This is a genomic window from Micromonospora carbonacea, assembly GCF_014205165.1.
Taxonomy (GTDB): domain Bacteria; phylum Actinomycetota; class Actinomycetes; order Mycobacteriales; family Micromonosporaceae; genus Micromonospora; species Micromonospora carbonacea.
Genome location: NZ_JACHMZ010000001.1, coordinates 5,599,879 through 5,616,285 on the forward strand (window position 1 = coordinate 5,599,879; position 16,407 = coordinate 5,616,285).

Sequence of the window (16,407 nt, forward strand, 5' to 3'; positions counted from 1 at the left end):
GTCGGGCACGCGCCCCCGTGGCGCGTGCCCGACGCGGTTCAGGCCCGCTTGCGGGCGAGCTCGGCCAGCGCGCCCTCCACGGCGGACTCCAGGGCGTCCTTCTCCAGGCCGAGCCCGCCGAGCACGCCGTCACCGCCCTCCTCCTCCAGCAGGGCGAGCAGGATGTGCTCGGTGCCGACGTAGTTGTGTCCCATGCGCAGGGCCTCCCGGAACGTCAGCTCCAGGACCTTCTTGGCCCGCGCGTCGAAGGGGATCAGCTCCGGGACCCGGTCGGCCTTCGCCGGCAGGGCCGCGGTGGCGGCCTCCCGGACCCGCTCCAGGGGTACGCCCCGGGCCACGATCAGCGCGGCGGCCAGCCCCTCCGGCTCGGCGAGCAGGCCGAGCACGACGTGCCCCGGGGTGATCTCGGCGTGGCCCGCCGCCCGCGCCTCCTCCTGCGCGGCCAGCACCACGTTGCGGGCGCGCGGGGTGAACCGGCCGAACCCGGCGCTCGGGTCGAGCGTGGCGGCGGTCTCCGCTTTGGCGGCGGAGCGTTTCTGGGCGGCCTGCTTGCTGACCCCCATGCTGCGGCCGATCTCCGTCCAGGACGCGCCGGAGCGGCGGGCCTGGTCGACGAAGTGGCCGATGAGGTGGTCGGCGACGTCGCCGAGGTGGTCGGCGGCCACGACCGCGTCGGCGAGCTGGTCGAGCACGTCGGGGCGGGCCTTCTTGATCCCCGCGATGAGGTCGTCGAGCCGGACCGGATTGGGAAGCTGGGCGTATTCCGTCATGCGTCAACCATAAGTTGACGCACCTCGGATCGTCAACCCTGGGTTGACGATCACGCCGCCACGAGCGCGGTCTGGATCACCTGCTGCCCCTCCCGGCGGCGGACCAGCACCCCCCGGCCCGGCGGCAGCGGACGCAGGCGCAGGCTCCCGAGGATCGCGCCCTCCCCCCGGTCGCCCGACATCAGCAGCCCGGCCGAGCCCAGCTCGCGCAGGGTCTGCAGCACCGGCTCGTAGATCGCCCGCCCCGCCCCGCCGCTCCGCCGGGCCAGCACCACGTGCAGGCCGACGTCCCCCGCCACCGGCAGCAGCTCCCGCAGGGCGTGCAGCGGGTTGGTGCCGCCCGCCGCCATGAGGTCGTAGTCGTCCACCAGGACGTACAGCTCCGGGCCCTGCCACCAGCTCCGTTCGCGTAGCTGCTGCGGGCTGACGTCCGGGCCCGGGAGCCGCTCGTGTAGGACGCCACGGATCTCCGCGACCGTCTGGGCGAAGGACTGCTCCGAGGGCGCGTAGTCGAGCAGGTGCTCCCCCTCGACCGCGCCGAGCAGGCCCCGCCGGTAGTCGGCGAGCACCAGCCGCGCCTCGGCCGGGGAGTAGCGCGCGACGACCTGCCGGGCGACGAGCCGGAGCAGGTTCGTCTTGCCGCACTCGGCGTCGCCGAAGACGACCAGGTGCGGGTCGGCCGCCGGGTCGAGCACCACCGGGCCCAGCGTCGCCTCGTCCAGCCCGATCGGCAGGCCCCGCTCCCCGGCGGGGCACGCGCGGTCCAGCTCGGCGACCGTCAGCCGCAACGGCAGCAGCCGCACCGGCGGCGCCGCCTCCCCCGGCCACGCCGCGGCCACCCCCGCCACCAGCTCGGCCGTCGCCTCCGCCAGGTCGGCGACGCCGTCGCGGCCGTCGACGCGCGGCAGGGCGGCCAGGAAGTGCGCCCGGTCGCCCGCGAGGCCGCGTCCCGGGGACCGCTCCGGGACGTTCGCCGCCGCCCGCCGGCCCATCTCCGACTCGTACGGGTCGGCGAGGCGCAGCTCCAGCCGGGTGTCGAGGCGGTCCCGCAGGCCGGGCCGGAAGTCGGCCCAGCGGCCGGCGGTGACCAGCAGGTGCACCCCGTAGGTCAGCCCGCGGGCGGCGACGTCGGCGACGGCCTCCTCCAGCTCCTCGTGCTCCCGCCGCAGGGTCGGCCAGCCGTCGACCACGAGGAACACGTCGCCGAACGGGTCGTCGGCGTGCGCGCCCTCGGCGCGCAGGCGGCGGTAGGCCGCCATGGACTCGATCCCCAGCTCCGCGAACCGGTCCTCGCGCCGGTCGAGGATCCCCACCACCTCGGCGATGGTCCGGCCCACCGCCTCGACGTCGCGCCGCCCGGCCACCCCGGACACGTGCGGCAACCCGGCGAGGACGCCCAGCCGCCCGCCGCCGAAGTCGAGGCAGAAGAACTGCACCTCCCGGGGGCTGTGGGTCAGGGCCAGCGCGGCCACCAGCGTCTGCACCAGCGTGCTCTTGCCGGCCAGCGGCGCGCCCACCACCGCGACGTGCCCGCCCACGCCGGCCAGCTCCACCGTCAGCGGGTCTCGGCGCTGTTCGTACGGGCGGTCGACGATCCCGACGGGCACGGCGAGGAACCCCGGCAGGTCGGCCGGCGGCCCGGCGGCGCTCGGGTCGACCGGCGGCAGCAGCCCACCCAGGGTGGGCGAGGCGTCCAGCGGCGGCAACCAGACCTGCCGCGCCCGGGGCCCGGCGGCGCGCAGCCGGCCCACCACGACGTCGACGAGGCTGTGCCCGGCCAGGTCGGGCGGCGGCGGCTCCGCGTAGCCGGTGCGCAGGCCCACCGGCCCCGAGACGTACGCCGCCCGGAACCGGACCGGATCACCCGACCCGGCGCGCAGATAGCCGCTCCCGGGGGCCGACGGCAACCCGTACGCGTCGGGCACCCCGATCACCAGCCGGCTCTCCTGCGCCGTGAACGTCCGCAGGGCGATCCGGTACGACAGGTAGGTCTCCAGCCCGCGCAGCCGGCTCTCCTCGACCCGCTGGCCGGCCAGCAGCAGGTGCACGCCCAGCGCGCGGCCGACCCGGCCGATCCGGGCGAACAGCTCGCCCAGGTCCGGCTGGACGGTGAGCAGGTCGGCGAACTCGTCGCAGACGACCAGCAGCACCGGCAGCTCGACCAGCTCCGCGCCGGCCGCCCTGGCCTGCTCGTACGCCCACCAGTTCGGCAGCGTGCCGGCGGACCGCAGCAGCTCCTGCCGGCGGGCCAGTTCGCCGCCGAGCGCGTCCCGCAGCCGGTCGGCCAGGGCCGGGTCCTCGGCGAGGTTGACGACGTGCCCGGCGACGTGCGGCAGGCCGTCCAGCCCGGCGAAGGCCGCGCCGCCCTTGAAGTCGACCAGCAGCACGCTGAACCGGGCGACGGAGTGCCGGGCCGCGAGCCCGAGCACGACCGCCCGCACGAGTTCGCCCTTGCCCGAGCCGGGCGCGCCGACCAGCACCCCGTGCGGGCCCATCCCGTCCCGGGCGGACTCCTTCAGGTCTAGCAGCACCGGCCGGCCGTCCTCCGCCACCCCGATGGGCAGCCGCAGGAAGTCCGGGCCGAGCGGCTCGTCGGCCCCCGCGAAGTCGCCCAGCGCCGCGTAGTCCGCCACGCCGACCAGCGCCAGCGCCTCGTCCGTGTGCCCGGAGAACGGCACCCGCACCCGCCGGCCGGCGACGACCTCCTCGGGCTCCCGCGCGCTCGACCACGCCTGCGCGATCAGCGACACCATGAGCCCCGCCTCGTCCACCGCGCCGGGAGCCTCGGTCTCCGGATCGGCGTCGCTGACCGTCAGGTCCGGCAGGGCGATGCGGAAGGTGCGCCGGCCGTGGATCGCCCAGCCCGGCAGGTTCGCCGGCAGCCGCCCCGCCAGGTCGGGGCTGACCCGCGACTCCTGCGGCTGGGACAGCCGGGTCTCGATCCTGGCCTGCGGCAGCTCCAGCAGCTCCTCCGGGATCGCCCGCCAGCTGCGCTCGACGACGGCGACGTGCACGCCGTACCCCAGGCCCTTGTTGGCCAGGTCGACCACCCGGGTGGTGAAGTCCGGCAGCAGGGCGGCGAAGTCCTGCCAGCGGTCGACCACCAGGAACAAGTCCGGGTACGGCCCGCCGTCCAGGGTGGCGCGCCGGGCGCGCAGGCTCGTCGGCGACTCCAGCTCGTAGCGGCGGAACAGCTTCTTGCGGGCGAGGACGTCCCGCTCCAGCCGGTCCAGCAGGGCGTCGACCTCGGCGACCTCGTCGTCGCCGACGACCTCGCGCACGTGCGGCAGGCGGCGCATCGGGCCCAGCCAGTTCCCGCCGGACTCCAGGCAGTGGAAGGCCACCTCCTGGTCGGAGTGGGTCAGCGCCAGCCCGCCGACGATGGTGCGCAGCAGCGTGGTCTTGCCGGTCCCGGCCCGCCCCACCACCAGCAGGTGCCCCTCGGACGAGGCGAGGTCGAGCCAGAGCGGCTCGCCGGCCGGCTGGTCGAGCCGGTGGGCCTGGCCGACCGGCACCTTGAGCAGACCACGCCGCCGCCAGTCGACCGCGCAGAGCCGCACGTCGTCGGTCGGCTCCAACGGCCCGAGCAGGTCGCCGAGGCGCAGGTCCCGGTGGTCGCGGCGCTGGCGCTGACGGTGGTGGCCCTCCCGCGACAGCGCAATGTGGATCTCGTCACTGACCTGCCCGAACTGCGACGGCGACTGCGACGTCGTGCGCCTGGGCAGCTCCGTCCGGACATACCGCCACAGGTCGTCCGGGGTGATCCGGCCCTGGCCCGTGAGGTCGGCGGCGCCCGTGCTGAGCCCCTGGATGACCGTCTCGGTGAACGCCGAGCGCAGCCGAGGTGCGGCCCCCGACGCCGGGCGGCCGTCGTCGGCGCGCTCCACCGAGTTGGTGGCGGTGATCACGTACCGGCCGTACCCGGTCTTCAGCTCACCGTCGATGGCCAGGTCGTCGGTGGTCTTCAGGCCCTGCCCCTCGAACGCCCCGCTGTAGCAGCAGTCGAGCAGGAGCACGAAGCTCGCCGCGTCCGACTCGTCGAGCAGCTCGCGGACGAACGACGCCGACACCGCCGTGGACGAGAGCCGGTCGACCTCCGTGTTCGACACCGCCAGGTGCAGCCGGCCCCGCTTGCTGCTGCGCACCCCGTGACCGGAGAAGTAGAGCAGGACCAGGTCCTCCGGGCCGGCCACGCGCAGCATCGACTCCATGGCCCGCTCGATCGAGCTCTTCGACTCGTTCTCCAGCAGCACGGTCTGGTCGAACGCGCCGATGTCCGCGTCGGCGAGCAGGCTCAGCAGGTCCCGCGCCTCCTCCCGGGGCGCGTAGAGGTCGCTCAGCGCCTCGTCGACGTACCGGTCGTTGGCGATCAGCAGGGCGCGGCGCTGTCCCACGGTCAGCCCCCGGCGGCGGCACCGCCGCTCGTCCCCGCCGGCGGCAGCGCGCCCGGCTCGGCGGGCGGGAGCGGCGGCGGGCCCGGCTCGGCGGCCGGGGGCGGGTCGGCCAGCAGCGCGACGAGCTGGGCGACGAGCGCGTCGTCGACCTTCGTCGCCCCGGTGACCACCAACTCCCGGTCACCCCGGCGCAGCCGGACCGACCGGGCCTTGATCCGGTCGGCGTAGGCCACCGCGATCACCGCGATCGTGCGCATGGTGGCGGCCGAGAAGAGGCCGCCGACGGCCAGCATCCCCAACTCCCAGGCTTGCTGCGACTTGCCGTGGGTGGTCGCGGGCGACTGGGCGTACGCGACGCGCAGCCCCCGCACGGACCGCAGGTCGTCGGCGAGCCCGCCGGTGAGCTGGTCGACCCGGTCGGCGGAGACCGCCGCGGCCGGCTCCACGAGCAGCCGAAGCTCCGACATGCGCACCTCCGTCAGACGGGCGGGACGTCCACATTCAACACCACCGACACCAGTCCGGTGGGCCCGTGCCACCCGGGGCGGACCCCGGCCCGGCGCGCCCGGATAGGGTCGGCCCATGCGGCTGCACGTGGGATGCGCGATGTGGGCGCACCGGTCGTGGCAGGGGCGCTTCCTGGCGCACCCGTCGCCCGCCCAGGAGCGCCTGCGGCACTACGCCGGCTGGTGCGACGCGGTCGAGGGGAACACGACGTTCTACGCGACGCCGAGCCGGGACACCGTGGCGTCGTGGGCGCGGCAGACCGGGCCGGACTTCCGGTTCGTGGTCAAGCTGCCCCGGCTCGTCACCCACGACCGCCGCCTCGCCGACGCCGACGCCGAACTCCGCGCGTTCCTCGACGCGATCGAGCCGCTCGGGCCCCGGGCCCACGCGCTCTGGGTCCAGTTGCCGGGCTCGTTCGCCCCCGCCGACGTGCCCGCGCTGGCCCGTTTCCTGCGGCGGCTCCCGGCGGCCCACCGGCAGGCCGTGGAGGTGCGTCATCCCGCGTTCTTCGCCGACGCCCACGCGGCGCGGCTGCTCGAGGAGGCGCTCGCCGTCACCGACGCCGAGTGGATCCCGTTCGACACCACCGCGTTCTTCGCGAGCCCGCCGACCAGCGACGCGGAGCGGGAGGCGTGGACGCGGAAGCCGCGCCTGCCGCTGCGGACCCGGGCGCTGACCGACCGGCCGATCGTCCGGTACCTCGGCCGCGACGACCCCGGGCGGACGGTCGAGGGCTGGCGGCGCTGGGTCGACGTGGTCGCCGGCTGGCTGCGCGAGGGCCGCTCGCCCACCGTGTTCGTGCACACCCCGGACAACGCCGACGCGCCGGCGCTCGCCCGCCGGTTCCACGACGAGGTGCGCGCCCGGGTGCCCGGCCTCGGGGCGCTGCCCGAGCCGGTGCCGGTCGAGCCCCTCACCCTCTTCTGATTACCGGGGCCGCCCCCGGACGAGAGCCGGCGGGGCCGCCCGGACGCGCCGGGCGGCCCCACCGCTGCCGCTCAGTGCCCGGTGGGGGTGAGCTTGATCAGCTCCCAGCCGCCCTCCGGAACGTCGTCGGTCGGGTCGGTACGCAGGTTCATCGGGTTGGCCATCCCGAGGTACAGGGTCGAGCCGTCGGCGACCATGGTGCGGAAGCCGTAGTTGAGGTAGTTGCCCATCCCCTTCGTGTCGACCGCGGTGGCGGGCCGCAGGCTCGACTCGAACACGTACAGGTCGCCGCCGTAGAGCTCGGGGTCGATCTCGATCGGGTCCAGGTCGTCGCTCAGCCCGCGCGCCGCGTTGGCGAAGCCCATCTGCCGCGCGGCCTCGGGCAGCAGGTCCTTCGCGAGGTAGCTCCAGTCCATCGTGCCGACGAAGAGCCGCCCGCCGGCGACGGCCATGGTCCAGGTGTAGTTGGTGTAGACGTTGCCGAACCCGCTGTGGCCGTACTTCGGCTTGTAGCCGGTGGGGGTCCACTTCCAGGCGCCCGCGCCCTCGTTCGCCGTCGGGTCGTACGCCGGCAGCACCCGCTCCCCGTAGAGCAGCTCCACCTTCTCCCGGTCGGTGTCGAACCGCTTGCCCCGGAAGATGCTCACCGGGCGCTGGGTGTTCTCCAGCATCGTCCGCGCCGCGGTCTCGTCGGCCGGCGGGTACAGGTCGGCGACCACGCTCGTCGACTTCATCGGGACGTGCATCGTCCCCCAGTAGAGGTAGCCCTGGTAGGACATCAGCGCACCGAGGCCGTACGTGCCGGCGATGACCGGGTCCGGCTCGTAGGACGCCGCGCTCCAGACCTGCTTCCAGCCGACGGTGTCCTCCTCCGTCAGGCCGGGCGCGCCGTCGGCCAGCGGCGGGCTCATCCAGACGCCGGCGACGGCGGGGTTGGGCTCGTCGGCCGGCGTGACGCCGGGACGGCCCCAGCCGGTGCGGGCCGTCGAACGCGCGGCGAGCGACCCGCCGGTCGCCGCCGACCAGGTGCTGACGAAGACCCGGCCGTCGTGCTCCGTCAGGTCGGCGATCTGGGCGGGCAGCTTGCCGACCTCGACGAAGTTGAACGGGTTGGTCCGGTCGCCGGCCCAGCGCAGCATGTACCCGCCGTCACGGCCGTTGGCGCCGACCCCGACGCCCGCGTAGAGGACGTCGCCGGCCACGAGGAAGTGGCGGATGTTGCCGTACTTGGTGAAGTTGGCCGACCCGAGGTAATCGCCGGTCGCCGTGTCGAACGCGAACATGTTGACCGTCTGGCCGAGGGCCGGCCCGGCGAGCAGGACGACGCCCTGGTGCGTTCCGCCGGCCCGCAGGCCCAGCGTCCTTTTCAGCCGGGACGCGTCGTCGGCCGACGCGTTCATGATGACGCTGGTCTTCTCCGTCTGCACTTTGGAGGCCAGGTCGTATACGTACACCCGGGGCTGCCGGTGATCGCCCACGTTTGTCGGCATGGTCGGATTCTGTACGACAATCTGACTGCTCGCGAACTCGCAGACATAGTCGTCGTTCAGCCGCGGGTTCGGCAGGGAGAGCGTCGACCCCGTTACGATGCAGTTAACATTTGCTCCGGTGCCGAACCAGAGGCGATTGTTCGCCTGGGCGAGCGACCATACGTACGCCTGGTTGACCTTGGCCTGCCCCTGCGCGCACGGCGGCCCGGCGGGATAGGGCTGTCCGATGCCGGCGAAACATTCGTCGGGAACGGCCTTTCCGAGCAACTCGTGCTCAAAGGTCGTCGACGCCTGCGGCAGCCGCTCCGCCTCCCCGGGAACCGCCGCGACGGACGGCGCGGCGGCAAGGACCGGCAGGACGCCGAGCGCGACGGCGGAGAACATTCGCCATCTAGACATTCTGGGCCGATGCATCAATGCCCTCTCTCCCAACACAATCTCTCCGTCACGATGCATTGACGATTACCGGACACAACTAAAGCGACACTCACCGTAATCGGAGGATCGCGAACGCGGTCGCGGTAAACGGTCGACGGCATCACTGCCGGAAGTCCGACAGAAATCCGGCTGAATGACAGAATTGGATATGCCGCTCGGATTCCGAGCGCCCACAGCGTACCGCCGACGACTGCTCCTGTCAGCCGTCCCCCCGGTGGGCGCGAATGGCACCGGCGAATGCCCCGCCGGTTCGGGGGAACAGAAGAAGGCCCTGGCCTGGCGATTCACACCCCAGGCCAGGGCCTTTCCGCCGGTACAGCCACCCGGACCGGGGCCCGCGCGGCGGAGAAGAACGGGACTTCCGGTCAGGCCGGCACGACCACCTGCGCCGGGGTCGACCGGTTGACGGTGGTGCCGTCGCCCACCTGCCCGGAGATGTTGTTGCCCCAACACCACAGGCCGCCGTCGGTGCGGATCGCGCAGCCGTGGTAGGTCACGGCGAAGCCGTCGGTCCAGGTGGTGAGGGTGCCGATCCGGGTCGGGGTGTTGCGGTGGGTGGTGGTGCCGTCGCCGACCTGCCCGGAGTTGTTGTTGCCCCAGCACCACAGGCTGCCGTCGGTGCGGGCCGCGCACGACGTGTCGACGCCGGCGTCGACCCTGGCCCACGTGGCGGCGGTGCCGACCTGGACCGGCGTGGTCTGGAAACCGGTGCCGCCGCCGAGCTGGCCGTACCCGTTCTCGCCCCAGCACCACAGGGTCCCGTCGGTGCGGACCGCGCAGGTGTGCGCGTAGCCGGTCGTCACGCCGGCCCAGCTGGCGGTCCCCACCTGCGTCGGCGTCGACCGGTAGCTGAGGATGCCGAGGCCGAGCTGGCCGTCCGTGCTGTCGCCCCAGCACCACAGGGTCCGGTCGGTGCGGACGGCGCAGGTGTGCGCGTAGCCGGTGGAGACGCTCGCCCAGGTGGTCGCCGTGCCGACCTGCAGCGGGGTGGTCGTCCAGTAGGGAGACGAACCGGTGCCCAGTTGCGTGTTGCGGTTCAGGCCCCAGCACCACAGGGTGCCGTTGGTCCGGACGCCGCAGGTGTGGTTGGCGGCGACGCTGACGCTGGCCCAGTTGGTGGCGTCACCGACCCGCACCGGGGTGGTGCGCTTCGTGGAGGTCCCGTCGCCGAGCTGCCCGTTGGAGTTGCCGCCCCAGCACCACAGCGTCCCGTCCGTGCGCACCCCGCACGTGCTGCTGGTGCCGGCGTCGATGCGCGCCCAGGTGGTGGCCGCACCGACCTGGACCGGGGTGGTGCGGTTCGTGGTGGTCCCGTCGCCGAGCTGGCCGCTGAGGTTGTCGCCCCAGCACCACAGTGATCCGTCGGTGGGGATCGCGCAGGTGTGCGCGTTGCCCGCGGCGACCCGGGCCACCGACGCGGCGGCGAGCGCGGCGCTCGGCGATCCGCGCTCGGCGGAGCCCACGCCCGCGACGGCCGGGCCCGCCGTGGATCCGAGCGCCAGCGCCGCGATCCCGATGGCTGCCGCCGCCGCGGTGGCGGCTGTCCGCGCCGCCCGCCCCCATCGCGCCCACCGGCGGCCGTCCTGATGTCCGTCCATGTCCTGCTCTCCCCACAAAACGTCGTTATGCACGGCGGAGGCGGCGTTGCCCCGGCAGGCCGCCAGCGGCCCACCACGTCGACAAGTTGACCTTATGAATCGACTATCGTCAATGTATAGCCTGCCGGGGCCCCGCCGGATCCACCGTTTCGTCCGCGACGTTCAGCGACTCAGCTGCGGCTCCACCGCTGACTGGCCGCCCCGGTGCAGTCCCAGATCTGGGTGCGCGTTCCGTTGGCCGTGCCGCCGCTGACCAGGTCCAGGCACCGGCCCGAACCGACAGCGGTGATCGTGCCGTCGGCGTTGAACCGCCACCGCTGGTTGGACTGGCCGTTGCAGTCCCAGATGATCACCGAGCTGCCGTTCGCGGTGCCGCCGCCGTTGACGTCGAGGCACTTGCCGCCGAAGACCCGCAGCTCCTGGGCCGCGGTCGAGGTCCAGGCCTGGTTGCTCTGGCCGTGGCAGTCCCAGATGATCGCCGCGGCGCCGTTGGTCTGCGAGGCGCCGTTGACGTCCAGGCACCGGCCGGCGGCGGAGTTGCGGACGGGCGTGGTGCCGCCCGGCGGCGGCGTGGTCGGGCTGACGGTGGGCGACGGGCTCGGGCCCGTGCCGTCGAACTGGGTGAAGAACCGCCACACCTCGCCCTTGGTCCAGGTCCGGACCCCGCTGTCGCCGCCGCCGTCCACGGGGCCGGGGGTGTGACCGCCGTCGAACGCGGCCCACACCACCGGATAGCCGGACCGGCAGCCGGAGTAGGTGGTGGTGATGTGGGTCAGGCTGCCCGCCCTCGGCTCGGGCGGGCTCTGCGCCGTGCACCCGTTGTTGCGCACGAACGTGTCGCGCAGGGACCGGCCGGCGGAGACGTTGAGCACCGGGTCCCCGATGCCGTGGATCCCCATGTACGCGATCGGCTGGGTGCCGCCGCTACAGCCGCTGAGCTGCCCGCCCGAGTAGACCGCGACGGCGCGGAAGACGGTCGCCCGGGAGCAGGCCAGCGAGTAGCTCATGCCTCCGCCGTAGCTGAAGCCGAGCGCGAACAGCTGCGTCGTGTCGACGCACAGGTCCGCCTCGATCTGCCTGATCATGTCGTCGACGAAGGTGACGTCCTGGCCGCCGGGATTGGCCCAGCCGTTGCCGTTGCCCTGGGGCGCGACGAAGATCGTGCTGTTGTTCGCCTGCTGGCGCAGCCCGTAGTAGGACCAGGCCGCCCCGTCCGTCCCGCCGGAGTCGACGTCGTTGGCGGTGCCCCCGTTCCAGTGGAAGCCGAAGATCAACCGGTAGGGGTGGTTCCGGTCGTAGTTGTCGGGGATCCGCAGGATGAAGCTGCGGTTCTGGCCGCTGCTCTGGATGGACCGCTGGCCGCTGGTCAACGTGGGCGCCTTGCCGCACCCCGCGGTCGCCGCGGCCGCCCCGACGCCCGCGGCCGAGGCGGTTCCGCTCAGGCCTCCGGCCAGCGCCGTCGCGCTCACGCCGGCGACGAGCATCGCCGCCGCCGCGATGGTTCCGAGAATTGGTCTGCGCTTCGCCATCGATGGGCTCCTGCCACTCGGCTCGGACTGCTTCGGGTGCGGGGGTCCACGGGGAGCCCCCTGACGCCACGACTGCCGCTCCCGACCACGCCCACCACTGGGGGAACGCGGGGAGAGGCGCACGACGTGCCCGCGGTGCCCGGCTCCGCGTCCGCAGGCTCCATCTCTGGTCTCGCTGCCCAGGCGGGACCAGGTGGTCTTCGAATCGTCGACGGCATCCGCACCGCGCGGAGCCGGACGCAACCCGGACCGTCCGCTGGCGTCGAACCGATTCGGCAAGACCCTAGAGCCATCGAGTGAGATATGTCAATGCCATGTCCGGCGGGTTGCGGCCGGTCGACCCGCGCTCAGTCCTCCCCGTCGACGAGCACGAACCCGCCGCCCGGCAGACACCGCGCCCGACACCCGGTCCGGAACATCCGGCTGCCGTCGGGCGCGCCCAGCGGATCGGGCAGGAACCGGGCCAGGGTCAGGTCCGGCCGGTCGAGGTACCCGACGGCCAGCATGGGGCCGCCCAGGAACAGCTCCCCGACCTCCCCCGTCGGCACCGGCCCGAAGCCGGGGTCGAGGACGTGCCACCGGTGCTGCGGCAGCGGCGTCAACACCTCACCCTCCGGCGCGACCGCCGCCATCATCGAGGTCTCGGCGAAGCCGAACAGTTCCGTCCTCTCGGCCAGGCCGGTGCTGCGGTCGATGTGCAGCGACCACCGTGCCGGCCCCGCCGTGTCGTCACCCCGGCCGCCCGTGCCCGGCGCCTGCGCCGCCGGCAGGAGCAGCTCCGCGCCGGTCAGCAGGGCGCGGGTCGCCGCCACCACGCCGACCAGCGGGCCCGCCGAGGCCGGCACGCTCAGCCGGTCCCCGTGGGCCGACGGAGGCAGGCCGCAGGCCCCGGACAACCAGCTCAGCTGCGCACCGCGCCACACCACCCCCACCGCGCCGTCGGCCAGCGGCACCACCAGGGACGGTCCGGACTCCTCCCCCGGCGGCGCGCCGATCGCCGGCCCGGTGCGGCCATGGGCCTGCCAGAACGCCCCGGTCACGCTGCGCCAGCGCTGCCGGACCACCGGCCAGCCGTCGGGCGCAGCCGCTCCCGCCGGGGTCAGCACCAGCTCCGGCTGCGCCTCCCGCACCGCCGCGTCCGGGCGGCTGCCGACGCACAGGACACAGGTGGCTCCGGCCGCCAGCACCGCCAGCGCCGCGGCGACCAGATCCTCGGCGCGCTCGCCGACGACGGCCACCCGCCTGCCGGGGCCGGCGCCGGCGGCGGTCAGCCGGTCGGCGGCGTCGTCGATCGACTCCCACAACCGCCGGTAGGACAGCCGCAGGTCGCCGACGCACAGCGCCGGCGCATCGGGCTGCTCCCCCGCCGCCTTGCGGAGCAGGCCGACGAGGCTGACGTCGGTCGCGAGGGAGCGTGCCGCGTCGCCGGCCCGCGACACGCCGGTCAGCTCCGCCACCTGCCGGCCGCAGGCCTGGATGGTGCCGGCGAACGGCACGACCCGCCACCCGGCGGGCGGCCGTCGACCGATGGGCCAGACCGCGAAATCCCGGGCCTGGCTGACCACCAGTTGAAAGTAGCGGGACTCCCTCCACCGAGACATGCGGCTCTCCCAGTTCCGGAGACTGGCCCGGCATACATCCCGCCGGCGCGAGGCCGGGAGAACACCGGGCGAAACCTCGACGACATCCGACCGAACCAACCTAGGGGACCCCGGTCATGGCTCGGTCATGCCTCACGATGCGTGTCGCGGTCGTCAGCGGGCGCTCGGCCGGTCGTCCATCGGCTTGATCAGCCGGGCGGCGGTCGCCTTGCGGATCGCGTCCACCCGGGACACCGCCTGCAGCTTGGCGTAGATGTTGGTGAGGTGCCGCTTGACCGTCGCCTCGGTGATGAAGAGCCGGCTGGCGATCTGCGCGTTGCTCATCGCCTCCGCGGTGAGCCGGAGGACCTCCAGCTCCCGCGAGGTCAACGGCGTGCCGTTCGTCCGCGGCTTCTGCCGGTCCAGCCGTTCCACCGTCTCGCGGGAGACCGCCAGCAGGACGCTCTGCGTGGGCCGGCGGACCACCGAGCGCACCGCGGCGACCAGGTCGTCTCGCAGGATCGTCTTGAGCAGGTACGCCACGGCACCGGCCTCCAACAGATCGTGCACCATGTCCGGGTCGTCGTGCATGGTCAACACGATCACCCGGGTCTCCGGCGCCACCCGCCGGGCCTGCCGGATCACCGCCGCCGCGCCCGGACCCGGCATCTCCACGTCGAGCAGCAGGACGTCCGGGCGCAGGCGCATCACGAGGGCCAGCGCCTCCGGGCCGGAGGACGCCTCACCGACCACCGCGAACTCCGGCTCGGTGGAGAGCATCTCCCGGATGCCGTCGCGCAGCAGGGTGTGGTCGTCGGCCAGGCACACCCGGATCTGGGGCCGGTCCGCGTCGGTCACAGGCCCGCCTCGGCGAAGGGGATCCGCACCTCGACGCGGGTGCCCTGACCGGGCGCGCTGATCACTTCGACCTGCCCGTGCAGCAACAGGGCCCGCTCGAACATCGACGGCAGGCCGCCCCGGGCGCGCTCCGGATCAGTGGTGTCGAAGCCGCACCCGTCGTCGACCACCATGGCGGCCACCGCGTTGTCCCCCACGTCCACCGCGATGTCCAGCCGGCTCGGCTCGGCGTGCCGCAACGCGTTGCGGGCGGCCTCCCGCAGGATCAGGTAGAGCTCCTCCAGCACGTCGGGCGGGAGGACCTTGAGATCGCCGTTGGTCAGCAGCGAGAACTGCACCGCGGGCGGGACGTTGGCCTCCAGGTAGCCGCGCAGGGTGCGCTCCAGGCCGTATTCGCCCACGGAACGACGAAGCTCGGCGGAGAGGCCGCGCACCGTGCGGACCGCCTCGTCCAGCGACTCGATGGCCGAATCGATCTTGGCGCGGGCCTGCTCCGGGTCGCGGTCGGCGTAGTGCCGGTGCAGGTCGAGCCGGTGCAGGGTGAGCCCCATCTCGTGCAGCACCCGGTCGTGCAGCTCGCGGGCGATCCGGGTGCGCTCCTCCTGCCGGGACGCCTGGAGCTTCTCCATCAGGAAGCCCACGTACGACAGCGAGGCCAGCGCGACCCGCGCCATGATCGCCTCGTGCAGCGCGCGGCTGAGCCGCAGCGCCCCGGCGCTGTCCGCGGCCGGCAGGCCACGCGTGATGATCGGCAGCATCACCTCGAAGAGCGTGGTCGCGGCGCGGAGCGACTGGACCGGGTGAATGCCGCGCCGGGCCCGGTCGGCACCGATGTCGACGGCGAACAACCGGGCCTCGCCGACCAGATCCATCGGTGGCGCCTCCGTCATGGACACCCGGGCCGCGACGTCGCTGAGCACCGCCTGCACCTGTGCCGCGAGCTGCGCCAGGACGTCGGGACCGTTGGCCAGGTCACTTTCCTGCTGATGCAGTGACTGCTGAAACGCTTCGACGATCTCGCGCGCCATCGAGGACAGTTCGGCCTCGGCCACGGGCTGCATCGCGTACGGATTCGCCACGGACCCCCCCGCTGTCTCGCCAGAGGCTACCACGGTAGCGTGCCTGTAGCGGAGCGTAGACCCTTGGCGGGCAGTGACGAAGATAACCGTCCACTTCCGACACTGCCGTCGCCGCCCGGCCCGCCGTCAGGCGGGGAGGAACCCCAGCACGCTCAGGTGCACGGCGTACTGGCTGACCATGAAGAGCCGGTACGGGCGGCGCTGGAGCCACCGCCCGGTGGCACCGGCCCCGGTGAGCAGGCAACCGACCACCCCCGTCGCGCCGATCGCCAGCACCACCGCCGGCAGGATCAGCACCGGGGCCACCACCAGGGCGCCCGACAGCAGCACGCCGCCGGCCACCACCACCAGGACGGCCATCAACCGGCGGGCGGCCCGGTCGCCCAGCAGCACCGGCAGGGTGCGCCGGCCGGCCGCCCGGTCACCGGCCACATCGGAGAGGTCCTTGGTGGTGCCGCCCAGCGCCATCCACAGCGACATCGCGACCGACAGCACGACCAGCTCCGGGCCCACCGGCCCGCCCGACGCGGCGGCGCCGGCCAGGTAGGTGACGATCCCACCCGACACCACCACCAGCACGAAGCCGAACATGTTGCCCTTCTGCGGCCGGGGACCGGCCGAGTAGAGCCAGCCGAGGGCCAACATCAGCGCCACCAGCCCGACCAGGCGCGTCGAGACCGTCGCCGCCGACAGGAGGGCGAGCCCGGCCAGGGCCACCACGATCCGCCGGGCCACGCCGATCGGGAGCGCCCCGGTGGCGAGCGGTCGCGGCGAGCCGTTACGCCGGTCCTCGACCTGGTCGGAGAGCCCGTTCAGCAGGTACACGAACCAGGTCGCGCAGAGCCAGGCGAACGCGCCGGCCAGCAGCGAGCCGGGCCGGGTCAGCACCGCCTGCGGTGCGGCCACGGCCGCACCCGCGAGGAAGCGCAACTGGAAGACGACCTGGACGACGGGGCGGGCCTCCCGCCAACTCGCCACCACGTGCTGGCAGCCTTCCAAGACCGCCACCGACGACGGCCGCACGACACCGACGGACCGGGTGTACCGGTCGAACCGAATTACCGAGTGGTAGGTCATGTGAATATCGTGGACGCGAAACGCGTTACCCGGTTCACCCGACCCACTCACTTACGCCTACGACGTAGGTAGCAGACCCCCTACTACCTATTGACACTTCCGTGGCCACATTGACTGCGCCACCTTGGCCTCCGCCGCGCAGGCTATTTACGGTCGGCAG

Annotated in this window: 11 protein-coding genes; 1 reads left to right on the forward strand and 10 read right to left on the reverse strand. The window is 73.6% G+C overall.

Features of this window, described 5'->3' with window-relative positions:
• Positions 1 to 38: 38 nt before the first annotated feature.
• Genes HDA31_RS23390 through HDA31_RS23400 form a run of 3 tightly spaced genes read right to left on the reverse strand, consistent with a single transcriptional unit; the run spans position 39 to position 5,631 of the window.
• A complete protein-coding gene (locus tag HDA31_RS23390) occupies positions 39 to 770 on the reverse strand; it encodes a Clp protease N-terminal domain-containing protein (protein WP_178063563.1) in 732 nt (243 codons plus the stop codon).
• Between the two features lie 50 nt (positions 771 to 820).
• On the reverse strand, positions 821 to 5,164 hold the full coding sequence (gene eccCb, locus HDA31_RS23395) for a type VII secretion protein EccCb (protein WP_178063562.1): 4,344 nt from the start codon (positions 5,162 to 5,164) through the stop codon (positions 821 to 823).
• Between the two features lie 2 nt (positions 5,165 to 5,166).
• On the reverse strand, positions 5,167 to 5,631 hold the full coding sequence (locus HDA31_RS23400; RefSeq protein WP_178063561.1) for a hypothetical protein: 465 nt from the start codon (positions 5,629 to 5,631) through the stop codon (positions 5,167 to 5,169).
• Positions 5,632 to 5,746: 115 nt separating this feature from the next.
• Between HDA31_RS23400 and HDA31_RS23405 the strand changes: the two genes are divergently transcribed.
• Positions 5,747 to 6,598 carry a DUF72 domain-containing protein gene (locus HDA31_RS23405; RefSeq protein ID WP_178063560.1) on the forward strand — a complete coding sequence of 284 codons (852 nt, stop codon included), beginning with the start codon at positions 5,747 to 5,749 and terminating at the stop codon, positions 6,596 to 6,598.
• A 71-nt stretch (positions 6,599 to 6,669) separates the two neighbouring features.
• Here the strand turns inward: HDA31_RS23405 and HDA31_RS23410 are convergent, their stop codons facing one another.
• The 7 genes from HDA31_RS23410 to HDA31_RS23440 all read right to left on the reverse strand — a co-directional run bounded on the left by HDA31_RS23410 (position 6,670) and on the right by HDA31_RS23440 (position 16,247).
• Positions 6,670 to 8,472 (reverse strand): hypothetical protein, encoded by a 1,803-nt coding sequence (locus HDA31_RS23410; RefSeq protein WP_246384439.1) that lies wholly within the window; start codon positions 8,470 to 8,472, stop codon positions 6,670 to 6,672.
• 419 nt (positions 8,473 to 8,891) lie between these two features.
• Positions 8,892 to 10,124 (reverse strand): RCC1 domain-containing protein, encoded by a 1,233-nt coding sequence (locus tag HDA31_RS23415; protein ID WP_178063558.1) that lies wholly within the window; start codon positions 10,122 to 10,124, stop codon positions 8,892 to 8,894.
• Between the two features lie 170 nt (positions 10,125 to 10,294).
• Positions 10,295 to 11,653 carry an RICIN domain-containing protein gene (locus tag HDA31_RS23420; protein WP_074478417.1) on the reverse strand — a complete coding sequence of 453 codons (1,359 nt, stop codon included), beginning with the start codon at positions 11,651 to 11,653 and terminating at the stop codon, positions 10,295 to 10,297.
• Positions 11,654 to 12,000: 347 nt separating this feature from the next.
• Entirely contained in the window at positions 12,001 to 13,254 is a 1,254-nt protein-coding gene (locus HDA31_RS23425) for an AMP-binding protein (RefSeq protein WP_178063557.1), read from the reverse strand.
• A gap of 153 nt (positions 13,255 to 13,407) precedes the next feature.
• On the reverse strand, positions 13,408 to 14,091 hold the full coding sequence (locus HDA31_RS23430; protein ID WP_074478413.1) for a response regulator: 684 nt from the start codon (positions 14,089 to 14,091) through the stop codon (positions 13,408 to 13,410).
• Positions 14,088 to 15,170, reverse strand: coding sequence for a sensor histidine kinase (locus HDA31_RS33160; RefSeq protein ID WP_178063556.1), 1,083 nt, complete (start codon positions 15,168 to 15,170; stop codon positions 14,088 to 14,090). The genes HDA31_RS23430 and HDA31_RS33160 overlap by 4 nt, the downstream gene beginning before the upstream one ends.
• A gap of 126 nt (positions 15,171 to 15,296) precedes the next feature.
• The gene (locus tag HDA31_RS23440) at positions 15,297 to 16,247 is read right to left on the reverse strand and encodes a UbiA family prenyltransferase (RefSeq protein ID WP_083302971.1); all 951 of its coding nucleotides are present in this window, start codon (positions 16,245 to 16,247) and stop codon (positions 15,297 to 15,299) included.
• Between the last annotated feature and the right edge of the window lie 160 nt (positions 16,248 to 16,407).